Source organism: Myxosarcina sp. GI1, assembly GCF_000756305.1.
Lineage (GTDB): Bacteria > Cyanobacteriota > Cyanobacteriia > Cyanobacteriales > Xenococcaceae > Myxosarcina.
Window position 1 is genome coordinate 61,727 of record NZ_JRFE01000026.1, and the last position, 16,485, is coordinate 78,211.

Consider the following 16,485-nt stretch of genomic DNA (forward strand, 5'->3'; position numbering starts at 1 on the left):
TGGATTTATCATTACCAGACTACAGCTGGTTATTGTTGATTTTGCTTGGCTTTAGTATCTTGTACTGCCGCCCAAAACAAGATCCCAGTTAAGGGAATGCTAGCTGCCAAAATAATACTGGTAGTCAAACTACCTAATTCGGGATTGCCAGAAGACAACTCAAAAACCGAACCAACTGCTGCAATTGCTGTAATACAGCAAAGCAATAGTAATACACCACTTTTAATTGTTATTGGTGTCACCTAAAGTTTACTCCTCTAATTTTGCTTTTAGTTTATTAAACTGGCTTGACTGCACCAAGATCGAATCCTTTTTTTTGTAATTCCGCTGTTAGTGCCAAATTGTTCTCAACGCGATCGACAAACATCACGCCGTTAAGATGATCCATTTCGTGCTGGATAACTCTAGATAATAAGCCAGTAGTTTTTAATTTACAAGGTTTTCCCCGTTCGTTCTTGTAGGATACTATAATCTCTTCGGGACGGGTGACTTCTAAATAAACCCCAGGAATACTCAAACATCCTTCTTCAGCTTTGCAGAGGCGATCGCCAAACTTAATAATTTTAGGATTGATTAACACTAAAGATGTATCTTCAGGCTTATTAGGTTCGCAATCAATCACGATTAACTGTTTATTAACGCCTACTTGAGGTGCTGCCAAACCAATACCGTCGGAACTGTACATAGTTTGCAGCATCTCTTCAATGAGAGAGGCAATTTTATCGTCTACTTTGGAAATGCGTTTGGCTGGTTGACGCAAGACGCGATCGCCTAAATAATGAAGTTCTAAAGGTGGTTGGGCTAATTTTTTCTTTTCTGTGGTGACTACAGAGGTCATATTTAAAGTAAATTATTATCTCTTTAATTATATTTTATCGTTAAATACTAATAGCTGTTGCTGTAGTGGATTTAAGATTTTCTAAAACCGCATTTAAATCGAAAACAATAGAGCGAGAAAACGGTAAAAGTTTACAGTTACTGAAAGCGTTCGCTCAAAATTTGTGACTCCAAATTAATTCTTGGCGATCGCGCAATTCAAGGTTCACGACCTCTAGCGGTCGAGCAAAAATACTAGTAATATTATCTAAAAGCCCATAGTTATCATTGTTGTTTGCGTTAGAGTTCAGCGCGATCTCAGCTTGTTTGCGATATTGCGATTCTCCCCCAGGATAAATAACCGTTCCCTGACAGCTAATTTCTGCATAGTAAAGATTTTGCTCTACTTTTACTGGTGATGAAGAAGAATTAAAACATTCGCTGTTGTTGCTAGATACCGATACTGTTTCGGCATACTTGGGATCGATAGTATAAAAAACTCTTAAGGCAGCATTTTCTAATCCGCGAGCGGGGAAAGCCGATTTATTGATAATCGAAGCCGTTACTAATGCTTGGTTTCTGGCTTTTTTAATATCTGTTTCTACATAAATTTGCTCTGTTTCTGGCGGCTCAAAAACAATATTGGCTGTAGGTTGACCGCCAAACTCAGCATACATTTTTGCCAACGCACCTGAAAACCCTGCGTTGTAGCCAATTGCCACTTCATTAGCAACCCAGTCGTTGCGATTGTCTTGCCAGTTGTCATGTTCGTCTGGTCCTCCTACCAAAGCACCAATCAACAGGTTGCGGCTTTGTGCGGGGTTGTTGCTATCGTTCGTCCAACTTCCATGAGCAGTTCGATGATGGGGATTTTGTGGATAATTATGACCATAGCCAATTAGATAACTGCGGTTATGGGGATTGTTTCCCAAAATATAGTTAATCTGACTTACGCCAAAATTAAAATAGCGGTCTGCCTTAGCAATTTCACCACGCTCTCGCAACCAGTCGCTATAGACAAAGCCGACAAAACTCGTATTGGCAGCTAGAGCCAGCGAACCCCATTTAGTCAAAAAAGCCAAACCTCCTGGAGTATACTGAATTTTTTCTCCCTGGTAGCCAGTAGACCAAAAATCCAACCAGGCTTCGGCTCTTTGCTGGTATTCTGGATCTTCAGTTTCTTTTGCCAACAAAACATAAACTCCGTAGGACTTATCGTCGGTAATAAAAGTATAGTTATAAGGTTTAGACATCGCCTGATATTCAGCGATCGCTTTACTTAAATATTCTCCACCATAACTGTAATTTTGAGCTTGCTTGGCTTTATGCAGCCAAATCGCTCCCCAAACCAACTCGTCTTGATAGCCACTGTAAGATTTGTAATATGGTACGGCTGCAGTGATACAGTCTGAATAAGCACCTCGATAGCGATCGGCAAATTCATAAAGACGTTCGGCTTTTGTTACTAACAAATTGGCATAATCAATATCGCCAGTTTTGCGAAATAAAATTGAGGCTGAAGCTAGCGCGGCAGAAGTTTCCGAGGCTAAATCCGAACCAGGACAATTAGTATCTATCTTGTATGCAGGTCGTTCCATTTGATAGCGAACTACTTCTGCCGCCCCCCACCAATTATGATCTAGTTCGGCGTTGCCTACCTGTCCGTATAGTACGTAATTTTCTGGAGTATCGTTAGCAAAAGCTTTTAAAAAATAATCTGTTACCCATCTAATGTTTTTAGTTAGAGCGTCTAGCTGTCCTGAGTTCTGGTAAGCATCGTAATATTCAATTCCTCCCCAAGCCAGAGTAGTTGCACTAGCCGCCATCGGAAACCCAAACTTAACGTGATCTCCAGCATCAAACCAACCACCACTTAGATCGATGCCGACATCTGCACCATCGTCAATGGCAGCATTCCCGCGCCAGGGAACACGATTCCAGTCAGGTAGCTCTCCTGCCTGCTGCGCTTCATAAAATAGTATCGATTTTTGTAAGGCTTCGCCGTAGTTAAACTGAGTTGTGGATTTTAGCGGCAAAGATGAGATAAAAAATACTAGTAGAAAAGAAATGATAGTACCAATTTTTTTAGTGCTTTTTAAACGAGCGATCTTGCCAATAGGTTTCATTACAGTTATGTAGTTTAATTAAATTAAAATTCTCCTTGCCAACGTTTTAATTGGTCATGTTCGGCTAAAAATTTTCGTATTTCTTCTAAATAAAGACGGCGATATTCTTCAAAACTGTATTTATTTACTTTTAGCCCAAAGCTGACAGGTTTTCCCTGTAAAATATCCGCAATTTCGTCGTTCACTGCTACAGAATAGTGACTGCCATCAAAAGTAAGATCGGGATTTTTAGTTATTCTTGAAGGTACGGTAAAATCGTACATCACATCGTAACTTTGAGCGAGTTGATAAGCTACTGTTAATTGGCAATCCATCAACCCCCTGCCATAGGTGTCATTGACTATACTCCAGGCTGAAACGGGCGGTATATAACCAATAAATTCAGCTTTGGGAAAGATTTGCCGTAAATTAGCAAACTGCTCGACGATAGAAAGATCGCATTTTTGCTGACTTTGAGGTTTGTAAAAATCGGGTCTGTATATTGGCTGCTGCGCGAAATCTGCTACTTCAAAATTGCGATCGTAATAGTTACTGGGATCGGGACTTATTCCCAGCAATGTCATTACTGAAAATAAAAAAACATCAGCCGATAAATATGCTTGAGTAAAAGACTGGGTGGCAACTGTATTAACATCAAATGCTTCGCGTTCTTTACGAGTTTTAATGACAAAGTTTAGTCCATCTACACCTATGTACACTTTTTTTGGCGTTAATCCCGTTTCTTTTAAAAACTTGGCATAATCGATAAAATCTTCTATTTCACCCCCTTTGAGCGCATAGTTGAAACAGTTTTGCTGTTGAAAATTAGAGGAATTCAAGGCAATAGCTCTAGAACTACCTAAAATTAAACAGTTATAGTTAACTTTATCTTTAGTTCTAAGATACAAATTGGTTTTAGTAACTCTTTCGTTAAAGGCAAAGTTTTTGCCAGTTAAGATATTTCCGTGACTGTACCAAAGAGGATCTACTAGCCAGTTTATGCCGCTTATAGCACCCAACAGCAGCAAAACGAGCGAGCCATAAAGTTTAAAACTAAATCCCGAATTTGTTTTTTTAACCTCTGAATCTTTAGCCAATATTGAAGAGTGTTTGTTTTTACCCGATCGCATTGATTTTAGGTTGGAGCTTTTGAGATTCATATTCTATGTATATTCTTCTAAAATTGAAAATATAAAAATTCACTGACTCTGGTAAAGCAAAGTAAAGAAACTGAAGTCAAACCAGCAATAATAACCGACCAAATCTTGTTGGGTCGCCAAGCTAAAATCTGCCAGAACCTTTCTAGCCACAAAGGTCTGTTTTGAGTTGTTGGTTCGGTCAAGGTTGGATTGTAAATGCCCATCCACTGCTGGGTATTGGGGGTAAACCACGCGATTAACAACAGCATTGCTACGCCAAAAGTGGCATATTTTTGAGAAATGCCAACATTGACAGTAATGCCCTGAAATCCCACACCCCAATTTCTTAAAAATTCCATATGTGGCTCGAAAAAAGGCGGTAACTGTATGCCATTAGCACCAAACATCGCACCCAAAATTCCTAATGCAGTATCAAAACTACTGGCACGGAAAAACACCCAGGAAATAACTACGGCAATAAATGTTACCAACCATCCTACACCTCGTAGCAACCAACCATCATTTCTAAGATTATGTCCTAAATACTTGCGTAGCGAACGATAGAGATGATTGACGACTAAATAGATACCGTGTAAACCACCCCAGAATACAAAAGTCCATCCCGCACCATGCCACAGACCTCCTAAAAGCATAGTGATTAATAAATTAGAATAGCGTCGCAATTCACCTCGGCGACTGCCACCCAAAGGAATATACAAATAGTCTCTAAGAAAATGAGAAAGAGTAATGTGCCAGCGTCGCCAAAAATCAACGATACTAATTGATTTGTAGGGAGAGTTAAAATTTAGCGGCAGTTTGATACCGAACATATATGCCGCACCAATTGCCATATCGGAATAACCAGAAAAATCAAAATAAAGCTGTAAGCTATAAGCCAACGCGCCGATCCAAGCTTCAGAAAAAGTTAAATCTATTCCCTGAGCGGCAGCACCAAAAGCTAAATTGGAATATTCGGCAATGCGATCGGCTAAAACTACTTTTTTGAATAAACCTGCCATAAATACAGACAGACCGATCGCAAAAACTTGGCGATCGAAGTGATAAATAGAAGGTCGATTGAATTGAGGCAGTATCTCTTTGTGATGTACGATTGGTCCTGCTATTAACTGTGGAAAAAAGCAAACAAACAGCATATATTTGAGTAAGCTGTATTCTTTAGTTTCTCCTCGATAGGCATCGACTAAATAAGCTATTTGTTGAAATGTAAAAAATGATATAGCTAACGGTAAAACAATTGGCGGTAAATTGACTTCTGTACCGAGTAGTTGATTGACATTATTTATAAAAAAATTGGCGTATTTAAAATAACCAATCAATCCCAAATTAAAAATAACGCCTAAAATCAACACTGCTTTTTTAGCCGTTTTGCCTTCAAAGACATTGCCGAGCAATACACCCAATCCATAATTAAACAAAATGGAAATGATAATTATAGGTAAGTTTGCAGGGTTCCACCAACCATAAAAAAATAAAGAGGCAATAACTAATATTAAAACAGGAAGCTGTTTGTAATTACTTTTTTTTCCGAACCAGAAAAATAAACTTAGAGTTATAGGTAAAAAAAGTAAAATAAATTCAAATGAATTAAAAAGCATGTTTCGGCAAAATCTACCTATTTTAAAAAATAGTTACAAAGTTATTAAGTTAAATATTTTTTATATACTTAAGTATAGTTCAAGAAAAAGCTAACATATAAAAGTAAAGTTTAATATAAATTTATGATAAAGTAAAATTGAAGATTTAATTAAATTGAATTACTTTGCTATATTTGTTCGTAGTTATAATTAATAGTTAAATTTAATGTTTAGCTATAGCTGTTCTTCTATATAAAAACAAAATTATTACCCATAGACTAAACAGCCTTAAAGAATCTGAAATTAAAGTCGCCCAAGCTGCACCCTTCCAAGAGTATATAGGTATCAACCAGATATTTAATAAAACATTAATTACAGCAGCAGCAACCTGAACGAAACTACGAGCTTTTTGATGTCCCGCACCCGTAAGAGTATCGGCGGCTAAAAACTGGAATGAAGCGATCGCTGGTAATGGTGCCAACCACAGCAAAGCTGCAACTGCCGAGCGATATTCTTCTCCTAAAATTGCAGGTAATAGAGGAGCAAAAACAAAATAGCCTACAACACTAACAACTGCATACAATAAGATTATCGGAAACAGACGTTTAGCAAAACCCAGGCTATTTTTTATTCCCGAAGCTCCATGTTGAAAAAATCTGGTATAAGTAGCTGAAAACAATGCAAACAAAGGAACATAGCCTACATCGATAAAACGATATGCAGAGCCATATATACCAGTAGCGGTTAAAGTAGATAGACTGGCAAGCATTGTTTTATCCAGACTAGAGTTAACATTGTATGCCGAAGCACTAATAGAAAAGTAAAATCCTTCTTTAAGATTAGATTTCAGTTTTGAGAATAGGGGATGTGGATAACCAGCCAGTTTATTGACCATCATGACTGAAAATATCCCCATAACTATCGAACTAATCAAATACAGACAGGCCCAAGTATTAGTAGAAGGATTGGTAAAAAAAGCCCACAGGCAAAGAGCAGCCAACAGTTTTCCGCAGGTGCTAAATATGGCTAGATGTGCCACTTTATTAAGCATATTAACGGCGGTCAAAGCTTTGTAGCTAACATCAAGCAGTCCCAAAAAAATCAGATCTGCTAATAGTATTATTAATATTGTTAACAAAGAAATATTTTTAGCAAAAATTAGCGGTGAGAGTAATAAGAGAATAATTGTTACAGCAATACCGTTTGCCACCAATAAAAGTAAACAATTGCCCCAATAATTACTAAACGAAGCTTTATTTGTCGATACTTGCTGAACTAAAATATGTTCGCTTCCAAGAGCCAAAAAAGGAAAAACAATCGAGGCTAAAGCAGTTACTCCTACAAAAGAACCGTAGTTTTCGGCACCCAAAACGCGGGCTACAATTATAAAATAACCTGCCTGCATTACTATGTTAAATAATTTAGCAAACAACATCCATAAAGTATCTTTAGCCAAATTACTGTGAAACAATTTGACAACCTTTGCTTTGGCTTTTGCTAAATTCATATTGCTGAAGCTATATTGCGATTATTAATATATAGCGTATTTATTATCTCTAGCTATGATTAGGGAATAAGATATTGCTATATAGATAGCCCAAAAGGAGTTGTTCATTGTAGTAATAGTTCCTTCGGTAATATTGGATAACAAAATATAAGTTAAAAACAGTAGCGGCCACAAGCCTTCTGGAGTATTGGTTTGGCGCAATAAAGCCAAAGATCTATATCCCGTACTAAAGAATCCTGCCAAAAATACTATTAAGCCGACAAATCCAATAGAAAGGCATAAATCTAAAAATCCGTTATGAGCATAAATAACTTCTACCGTCATTGCTAGTTGAACGTAAGCAGAAGGACCTTCCAAACCATTCCAGAAAGCAGCTAAACCATACCCAAGCCAGGGACGAAGCTGAATTTCATCCCAGACATACTTCCAGATATAAGTACGACCAGATAGAGTTGCGTCTTTACCAAGTGCTATAAAAAAAGAATCGGATTCAATAAAACCTGCAAAAAACAAAAGTGCAGCAAATCCAAAAACAGTAGCAGCCAATATAGCAGAAATTAGTATTTCATATCGCCAACGAAAGATACGATAAATTAGACAAAGCATCAACATGACGCCTAGTGTACCTAAAGAAGTCGTCGAATTAGATAAAACGACCAAAGCAATAAGAAATGCCAGCAACAGCCAGTAAAGCCAACTCATTTTTTCGTTTTTGAAGGCTTTTAATAAAAAAACAACTGCGCCTAGCACCATAATTGCCCCAAATTGGTTTTTGTGAGTAAATACACCTCGCAATGCTCCTTCATGAATACCGCCCATAATGCCATATTGAGGTAATGCAACTGCAAATAGACCACTGAGAATTGTCATTAGCCCGAAAGTGTAAGCAAAAATATTAAACTGTTCTTCAAGAGAATATCTGGTAGCTAGATAAAGCCCAAAAGCAGTAGTTCCAAGAGCATAAATTACGGTTTTAAAAGTTTCTGATGGGGATACCGACCAAAAGTAAGATAAACATATAATGGCTACAAGCAATAAAATTATTTGATTTTTAGCAATGTAATAAATAACTCTTTTCCAACGCAGTGACAACAATACAAAACTTACTAAATAAATGAGCAGACAAATTTGAGCATTCAAAGCTAGATCGGCATCGTTTACTTTAAAACCGTCTCCTTCGCTAATACCACCCGTTAAAATTAATGGCGTAACTGCTCCTGATAAATGAAATAAAGCAAAAACAGAAAAAACTAATTCAAATAACTTTAAAGCTTTTCTATTAGTCTGAGCCATAATAATTTTTAAACGAATTAAACAGGTTTGTTCGATCGCTATAATACTATAGTTTTAAAAACTAAAAACAGTGAGTCGCTCTTATCTATTTTAACGATAACTATAAAACTTGTTTTTTTTAAAAGGAGAACTAGACTTTTTTTTTGTTAAAATAAAATTTATTTTGGGTTTCAAAATAGCAAGTAGTTTTAAAATAACGTCTTTAGAAAGATAAGGATTGAGTATAATTTCTTTAATGCTATCGAGCATTTTTTTGCTTTTACAAGATTCAATAAATCGATAATAAGATAGTCTTTCTTCAAATAAAACTAAATTTTTTTCTATAGCTTGTAGCAGTTGAGGATTATTTTTTAAAGCTTTATTAGCGATAAATTGCCTGGCGATCGTACAAGATTCTTGTAAATAAGCAGTTGGAGTTCGATCGCTAAGAGAGGACTGCCTGAGACGATAAAAGTAGTAAGATTGCGGTACAAACAAAAGTTTGCCCTGTTGGAGCAAACATTCTAAATACAAAGTAAAATCTTCTCCAACCTTTAAGTTTTCTCGATACTTAATTTTGCGATCGAGTAAAAATTTACGGTCGATTAATGGTTTGATATAACCAAAGCTCCAATTCGAGCCTAAATTAATTGGATTTAAGCGATCGGATTCAACAAACTGAACCGCATCGATCGCTTTTGGCGATACAATGTGGTGTTTCCCTTCAATTAACAAAGTACTCCAAGGATTGCGATCGCCATCATTAATCAAATAAAGGTCATCTGCAACTAAATGTGCTTTATGTTTTTGGGCTGCTTGTAACAGTTTTTCTAATCTGGTACGAGAATACCAATCATCGGCATCGAGAAGAGAAATCCAGCTGCCACTAGCCTCTTCTATTCCACGATTGCGGCTAATACTAACACCTAAATTTTTTGGGTTTTTAATTACTTTAAGTCTGCTGTCATTATAACTAGTGGCAATTTGATAGGTATTATCATAAGAACCATCATCAATGACTATTATTTCAAAGTTAGAATAGGTTTGATCTAAAACAGATTCAATAGCTCGATCGACGTACTGTTCGCAATTGTAAGCAGGTATAATAACCGAGATTTTAGAACTCATAATTTAACTTATCTTTTTATTGCAAGCGCGAGCGGCAATTGAGCGCGTTATTATTTTCGATCGAACAAACCTAAATCAAATATACAATATTTTGTCTAATTTTGATTTACAACTGAAATAAATTATATTGCAAATTTGACATATGATTTTGCAAATTTGTCAGACAAAACATAAATTTAAAATTAATAAATATTTGACTATTTAACTTCAACCAAAAATATCAACAAATAAATACTAATTAATAGGTTAATTTAGAGGTTAAAAACAAAGGTTTGCCATCCATATATTTTGGTATTGAAGCTCCCATTAATTCTAAAATCGTTGGAGCTAAGTCCACAGCTTCTGCTGCTGGCAAATTACAACCAGGCGAGATGTTTGACCCTTTTGCTATTAAAAATCCCTGGCTTTTGTGTCCTCCTGCTCGGCAATGAGTTAAAGGTCCGATACGACCTAAATCGGGACTATCAATAACATCGGTAATAGGTTCGCTCCACAGTACGACAAGATCGGAATCAGGTAGTTTGGGATTTGTATCTAAAGGATTAGTGCGAGTTCTGACTACCTGTTTGACTACAGATTTTCTCGTTCTGCCATCTCGTAGGCGATAGAGAATTTCTGTTAATTCATTACACAGAGATTCATACTCAGAAACATCGACAATACCATCTCTTTCTCGTCCCTTGAGGTTGATTCTGAGATGTCCGTTGGTAAATGCTGGTAAGGCAAAAACTTTCATCGTCGACCAAAGCTGCGAATACCACATAGCAGGCATCCAGCTCATAGCCAATTCTGGTTCTGTGCCATAATCCATTAAGCCATAAGGAGATAAAAGTCCATGCTTTCTTCCTGTAAGGAATTTTTTATGAGTCCAGGTTCTAAATAGTTTTTTGATGGGATTGGGTTCGTAAATCTGACTCCAGATTTCTCCAGGCCAAGAATTTCTTACAGGCTTAGTTGTTATCGATGCGGGAGTTCGGTCAAGTCTGCCAGAAACCAGTGCGGGTTTACCAAAACTGTAGCGATAGAGCAATTCGGGTAAAACTGCCATGCTCAGTAAATCGGTAAAGTTAGCTGCCATACCATGAACGGCAAAGCAGATAATATTAGCATCGTGAGGAGCTTCAGCTATAATTTCACCAATCGCGCGATCGACTTTTTGATAGGTAGCTAGTAAAGGATCGCTCTTAGTACCATTTTTAGTAAGATGGCTGTAGAGAGGATGATCTGGCTGACTGTGGTTGTAGAGATCGTGACCGATAGTGTGAGTCTCACCAAACACCATTAAAAATAGATCCCAGGCTTCGCGCTGAAGCAATTCGCGAGCGATCGCTGAATGTCCCCGAATACTCTGGTCTACTGCTTGTTGAATCCATTTTACATATTCTGGCTGCCACCAAAGCCCATTGTCATTATGTAAAACGGGATTTTTACCATATTTATTAATAATTTCGCCAAACAATTCTGGTGGGTTGGAATCGCTTACTGTATAGGGATAATGCCCCCCCCAACCCAAAATTTGCGCTCCGTTTACTCCTTCTGATAAAACAGTTACTGGTACATCAAAAACCGCTACTTTATAATCATTTCCTAAAGCGTAAAAAGGTGGATACTCTCGATAGTCATAGCCACTTTTAACTACATCGCAAATAATTTCGTAATTTTGCGGATTATAACTAACTGTATCCCAATAGCCGAGTTTATCGGCACGACAGCCTGTCGAAAATGTTGCCCATAGTGGTTCCGTTGTCGAATATTCGGTAGGAATGCCGCAGTAGTTAACGGTGTTATTTAAACGGCTATAAGTTCCTTGTAGACTAATCTGTTTGAGATTGGGTAAATGTCCTTCAGACATCCACTGTTCGACTAATTTTGGTTCGGCAGCATCCAAACCAATAGCAATAACTGGCTGCTTCATGGTTATTTATATTTATTATCGGTTTTAAGTTTAAGGTTAAGTATGGTAAAAAACCGATTATTTATGCAGTTGCTATTTTTGAACTACTTTTAGATTTGGATGTAGATTTATCAAAATAGTTTTTGCTGTACTTGGCATGATAAGAATAGCGATCGAACTCGCTGGCTTTAACTCCATTAATTACCATGCCTAAAACTTTTTGTCCGATATTAGCATTGTTCAAAGTTTCTTGCGCCAGCTCGGCACTTTCGTGTTCGACTACACCAGGACGAGTAACAAATAAAATACCGTCGGCTAATTTGCTAAGAGTGAGTACGTCGGCAGTTACTGGCAATGGAGGAGCATCAATGATAATTGTGTCATACTCTTTTCTCGCTCTAGCAACCAATTCGCTCATTTCTGCCGAATCTAAAAGTGCTAGAGGATTGGGAGCAGTTACTCCAGAAGTTAACAGATCTAACTGTTTCATCGGTCTGGATACCAATTCTTCTAAAGCAGTTTTATGAGCGATCGCATCTTTTACTCCAAGCTTATTATCTACTTGCCACAGTTGATGTTGAGAAGACTTCCTTAGATCGCCATCAACTACTAGTACCCGACGACCTAATTGAGCCATAGCTGCCGCTAGATTTGCTGCAATAGTAGATTTTCCCTCTCCTGGAACGGAACTGGTAAGCAAAATAACTTTTGGTTGTCTCTTGAGATCGAGAAATTTTAAGTTAGCCTGAATCATACGGTAAATTTCACTGGTAAAAGAGTCTGGCTCTTCTCGAACGATAATTCCACCAAGATCTGTCTTTAAAGAATCTAAAGGAATAATCCCTAAAACTTTGTAAGCAAACTTCTGTTTGATTTCGGGAATTGTTTTGAGAGTACGATCCTGCATTTCTAACAAAACTGCCGTTAAATTTGATAGTAACAGTCCTATTAGAACGCCCATTATCATTAAAGCCATTCTGCCAGTAGAACCTTCTTCTGGAACTCTAGCAAGTTCGATTACTTCGGCATTACCAGTTTGTTGATTGACTAATAACTGTAGTTCTTGCTGATTGCCTAAAAGAGTTTCGTAGGTTTTACGAGCCGATTCTACTTCACGTAGCAACTCTTGTTCTGTTTTTTCTAGTTTTGGCAACTGTTTGGCTCGATCTAAATATGCTTTTTGATAATTGTATAAAGCGGAAAGTTGGGTTTGAAGACTAAGCTCCTCTATTTTTAAATTGATAAATTTTTCTAACTGATTTTCTTTTAATCGATCGCTTTCTAATAAGCCTTCAGAAACTTTTGTTCCTACATACTTAGTAACCAACTGCTGAAGTTGTTGGTTTAAATAACCTTTTTTCTCTAACAGGCTTTGAACGCTAGGATGATTGTCGTTAAATCGTTGGCGTTCTTGTGCCAGTTGGCTTTCGGTAGTGGTTAACTGTTCTAGAATACTGCGCACGGTAGGAGTACTGCCTAATTGATTGGCAGCGATCGCCTGTTTCAAATTTAAGCCTAGTTGACTCTGCAAGCTCGATGCTTGTGCTTGCGTTCCCTGTAACTCCGCTCCAGTCGTTGAAATCTGACGGTTTAGCGTACCGAGATCGTTGACCAAATTTCTTTTTTCTTCTTGAAGATCGATAACTTGGTTTTTTTCGTAAAATTGTTGTAAGTTTGATTCGATATTTTTGAGTTTGGTTTCAACTTTGGGAATCTGGTTATTAATAAAGCTATCGGCATTGACTGTATCGGCTTGATTGCTGCGAATTTGTTCTTGAATATAAGTATCCATTAAAGTATTGACTACTTTAGCAGCTCGGTAGGGGTCTGGATGCTCGTAAGAAATAGAAATTACGTCAGTTCCACCAACAATCTCTACATCTAAACTGTCTTTCAGAGCTTTGATATCGAGCGGCTTTCCCTCTTTGTCTTCCAGTTTTAAACTATCGATAGTTTGCTGCAAAACTGGCTCGGAAACTAGCCGCAGTTTTTCCGTGCTTAAAGGTGTTTGATTATTTAATAAAGAATTTAATTGCTGCGTTTCTCCTCCCAATCCCGTTAAGTTATCAATAGAATTTTGTTTAAATAATATTTTGCCTTCAGATTTATAGGTCTCTTTTAATAAAGTGCTTAAAAAAGCTGTCGCACCAATCGTCAATAAAAATACTCCCAAAGCCGGTAGCCAACGCCTTCTAAGTTTTCGTAAATAGCTTTCTACGTTGACATCAATTGCTTCTCTTCGTTCTGTATTATTGGCACGCTCGTATGCAAGTTTATCTGTTTGTATATTGGTCATTTTTATGTAGACTGCTTGAAGTACGATTTTAACTTATATTGCCCTGACTGCTGGTTCTAAAAAACTTTTCTGACATTTTTTGGTCTAAATTCTTTATAAACGATAAATTAGGGAGTTAGCTTAAAGTTTTGATAAAGTTGTAGCTAGATAAGCGTAAATTTGTCAAAAAGTCTCCTGCGGTCGCTAACTATCATCTAAATTGTTTCCATTATTGACCACAAAACTCAAACCAGCAAACTGCGTTTTTATTACTACAGTTACTAGATGTTTATTAGCAGCAAATATTAGAGAGAGCGAGCAAATAATTATAAGTATTATCAACCGTCAAAATTCAGTCTTGTAACGAGAATTTAAATTGTTATCGTCAAAGGTTAAATAATTATTTTATGTTACGATAAAACGACTCAATTTGCTCGTTCTAAAAAGATTGTCAAAAAATATTTATGACTGTCTACAAACTGGAACAATTAGCGCACTTATAGTGTTTGGGTTTTGTAGAATATAAATACAAATTTATTAAAATTACTAGCAAATTTAGTATATTTTTAGTAAAAATTTTTTGACTTTTAAGATTTTTTTTATGAAACTGCTTCATGACAGTATTATTAAATCAATAGCTATAGCAATCGGCATTTTTGTTGTTGGTGTTGGAGAAGATAGCAATAGTTTATCTGTCTTTGCTCAAACAAAAATAGACGGTACAGTTCGAGAAACTATTAGTGGACTTTCAGGCGGTTCGGTTGATAGCAAGGGTTGCGGTTTTATTGCCAATACACCAAATCATACTTTTAACATTCCAGAAAGAGTTGACTATATGCGTCTTACCTTGCAGACTTCTGGCGGACAACCAACGCTTTTGGTTTTAGGACCAAAGCCTGAAGATCGTTTTTGCGTTCTGGGAGAAGCATCTCGATTGCAGCCAGAAATTTCTGGAGTTTGGGAAGCAGGAAAATATCAAATTTATGTAGGCGATCGCTTGGGAGAAAACTACCAGTTTACTCTAGATATTTCTACCAGAAATTAAACACTTATTCGTTGTAAGTATTTTCTTCAATCTGTTGGGGTGAAACTTCCACTGCATTTACGTCAATAGTGCCAGGAGGAGTAATACGGCTAAAACCATCTGATTCTACTTGCAGCGCCTCTCCACAGCTAGGGCATCTAAATTCCGTGTTTTTAAATCCAGTAAATTCGTAGCTACATACAGGACATTCATCTTGGACTAATTTGCGTTTGAGCCACCATTGAAAGCCCCAAAAAGCAATAATCGGTGTGATTAGCAATACGCACAACAAGATTAAAAATCCGTTGACTACCCACCCCAAACCTACTGACGCTAAAAGAAAAGCAATTAAAATAAAGCTCAACCCGCAACCAAGCCCTGAAGTATTGGCGTTATATCGAAACATTTGTAGAAAGCGATCGTTCACGGCTATAAGTGCTCTCTGGTAAGATTGTCTAAATGATTTGGCGACCTGTAAATTATATTTTAACGCGAGGCGATCGGCTACACACTTTACGTAATAAAAACTAAAGCTTACAAAATACAAATTAAGCTCGCGTCAGCGAGCTTAAGTATAAGAACGACTAAGTTAGAATACAAACTTTTAACCAGATGCCATTGGTTTGCGAGCTACCCAATACTTACTAACAAAATGATTTGTGACTCGAACCTCAGTAAATCCCGCGTTTGTCAATCGCTCTTGCAAATCGTCAGTAGTGTAGTGTCTGTAATAAGGTTCGTGGAAGATAGCAGGAAAGTTTTCCATCATCACTCTAAAGTCGGGAGAATCATCTGCCTGCATAGAATCACAGACAACTAACGTACCTCCAGGCTGAATCACCCGAAATGCCTCGTTAATTACCTGCTGGCGAACATCACCAGGCAACTCATGAAATAAGAACACCGAAGTAACAGCATGAAAGTAATTGTCTAAATAAGGTAATTCTTCGGCATTAGCCTTTAACAACTGCGGTAGTTCTCCAGGAATTTCTGAAAGTAACTGATTGGCTTTTCGTAAATAAGCAGGAGATAAATCGACTCCAAATAAAGCTGCTTTTGGTAACGCACCGCGAATCATTCTCAAAGTACGACCAGTACCACAAGCAAGATCGAGAATTTTTTGCTGTTGTGGGGGAACATCAAAAGCAGTCAAACTTTGTTTCAGAGGAGCGATAATTCGCCGACGCATCGCATCTGCCGAACCGTTAAACAAAATCTCTACCTGAAGATCGTAAAGATTGGCAGATAAATCGCTAAGATAGCCATCTGTTTGATAGTGAAAATTTTGTAAGTAATAGGAAGGATATCCTTCTCGGTCGATTTTAGCGTCAAATTGCTGATATTCTCTGGTTTTTAATCTATCCCAGATTTTGAACATATCTAACCATACTTCGGGATAATAGCGAAAGAAATCCGACCAAGGATTATCGAATAGCAAGCTGGTAGGATAAATTCCCTGTCGCGCCTCCTGCCAGTCAATTTCTTCTAGCTTTTTTAGTCTTTGCTGGAGTTTTTCCAAAATTTGAGGTGAAAGCGGTTGGCTTTTATGGTAGCGTTCGGGTACAAAGGTATCAGTCAGGCGATCGCTCACGAGTTTATGAGCAAAACCAAAAACTTTCTTACTTTCTTGAAAGCCTTGGTACGCGACTTTAGTTAAAGAGTCGGGGACAAATTGATCTATGTTCGGAGTCGATTGCATAAATGTTTATTAGTTCGATTTTGTAGATGAA

Annotated in this window: 13 protein-coding genes; 1 reads left to right on the forward strand and 12 read right to left on the reverse strand. The window is 37.4% G+C overall.

Annotation, left to right across the window (positions count from 1 at the left end):
• Window positions 1-29: 29 nt before the first annotated feature.
• The 10 genes from KV40_RS20500 to KV40_RS20545 all read right to left on the reverse strand — a co-directional run bounded on the left by KV40_RS20500 (window position 30) and on the right by KV40_RS20545 (window position 13,752).
• Window positions 30-233 carry a hypothetical protein gene (locus tag KV40_RS20500; RefSeq protein WP_036486001.1) on the reverse strand — a complete coding sequence of 68 codons (204 nt, stop codon included), beginning with the start codon at window positions 231-233 and terminating at the stop codon, window positions 30-32.
• 44 nt (window positions 234-277) lie between these two features.
• A complete protein-coding gene (def, locus tag KV40_RS20505) occupies window positions 278-838 on the reverse strand; it encodes a peptide deformylase (protein ID WP_036485568.1) in 561 nt (186 codons plus the stop codon).
• 154 nt (window positions 839-992) lie between these two features.
• Entirely contained in the window at window positions 993-2,942 is a 1,950-nt protein-coding gene (locus KV40_RS20510) for a glycoside hydrolase family 9 protein (RefSeq protein WP_036485569.1), read from the reverse strand.
• Between the two features lie 23 nt (window positions 2,943-2,965).
• Window positions 2,966-4,081, reverse strand: coding sequence for a hypothetical protein (locus KV40_RS20515; RefSeq protein ID WP_036485570.1), 1,116 nt, complete (start codon window positions 4,079-4,081; stop codon window positions 2,966-2,968).
• A 17-nt stretch (window positions 4,082-4,098) separates the two neighbouring features.
• Entirely contained in the window at window positions 4,099-5,676 is a 1,578-nt protein-coding gene (locus tag KV40_RS20520; protein WP_036485572.1) for an MBOAT family protein, read from the reverse strand.
• A 202-nt stretch (window positions 5,677-5,878) separates the two neighbouring features.
• The gene (locus KV40_RS20525) at window positions 5,879-7,162 is read right to left on the reverse strand and encodes an oligosaccharide flippase family protein (protein WP_036485573.1); all 1,284 of its coding nucleotides are present in this window, start codon (window positions 7,160-7,162) and stop codon (window positions 5,879-5,881) included.
• A gap of 24 nt (window positions 7,163-7,186) precedes the next feature.
• On the reverse strand, window positions 7,187-8,455 hold the full coding sequence (locus KV40_RS20530; protein WP_036485578.1) for an O-antigen ligase: 1,269 nt from the start codon (window positions 8,453-8,455) through the stop codon (window positions 7,187-7,189).
• Window positions 8,456-8,545: 90 nt separating this feature from the next.
• Window positions 8,546-9,562: a glycosyltransferase family 2 protein gene (locus tag KV40_RS20535; protein ID WP_036485580.1), complete on the reverse strand. Its 1,017-nt coding sequence runs from the start codon at window positions 9,560-9,562 to the stop codon at window positions 8,546-8,548.
• Between the two features lie 238 nt (window positions 9,563-9,800).
• On the reverse strand, window positions 9,801-11,477 hold the full coding sequence (locus tag KV40_RS20540) for an alkaline phosphatase family protein (RefSeq protein ID WP_036485581.1): 1,677 nt from the start codon (window positions 11,475-11,477) through the stop codon (window positions 9,801-9,803).
• Between the two features lie 61 nt (window positions 11,478-11,538).
• Window positions 11,539-13,752 carry a polysaccharide biosynthesis tyrosine autokinase gene (locus KV40_RS20545; protein WP_052055798.1) on the reverse strand — a complete coding sequence of 738 codons (2,214 nt, stop codon included), beginning with the start codon at window positions 13,750-13,752 and terminating at the stop codon, window positions 11,539-11,541.
• Window positions 13,753-14,332: 580 nt separating this feature from the next.
• Here KV40_RS20545 and KV40_RS20550 point away from each other — a divergent pair.
• Window positions 14,333-14,776 (forward strand): hypothetical protein, encoded by a 444-nt coding sequence (locus KV40_RS20550; protein ID WP_036485582.1) that lies wholly within the window; start codon window positions 14,333-14,335, stop codon window positions 14,774-14,776.
• A 4-nt stretch (window positions 14,777-14,780) separates the two neighbouring features.
• On the opposite strand, the gene KV40_RS20555 is transcribed toward KV40_RS20550, so the two are convergent.
• Together KV40_RS20555 and KV40_RS20560 are read right to left on the reverse strand one after the other, a co-directional pair.
• On the reverse strand, window positions 14,781-15,161 hold the full coding sequence (locus KV40_RS20555) for a hypothetical protein (RefSeq protein ID WP_036486005.1): 381 nt from the start codon (window positions 15,159-15,161) through the stop codon (window positions 14,781-14,783).
• 198 nt (window positions 15,162-15,359) lie between these two features.
• Window positions 15,360-16,454, reverse strand: a complete 1,095-nt coding sequence (locus tag KV40_RS20560) for a class I SAM-dependent methyltransferase (RefSeq protein ID WP_036485583.1) — start codon at window positions 16,452-16,454, stop codon at window positions 15,360-15,362.
• Window positions 16,455-16,485: the final 31 nt, after the last annotated feature.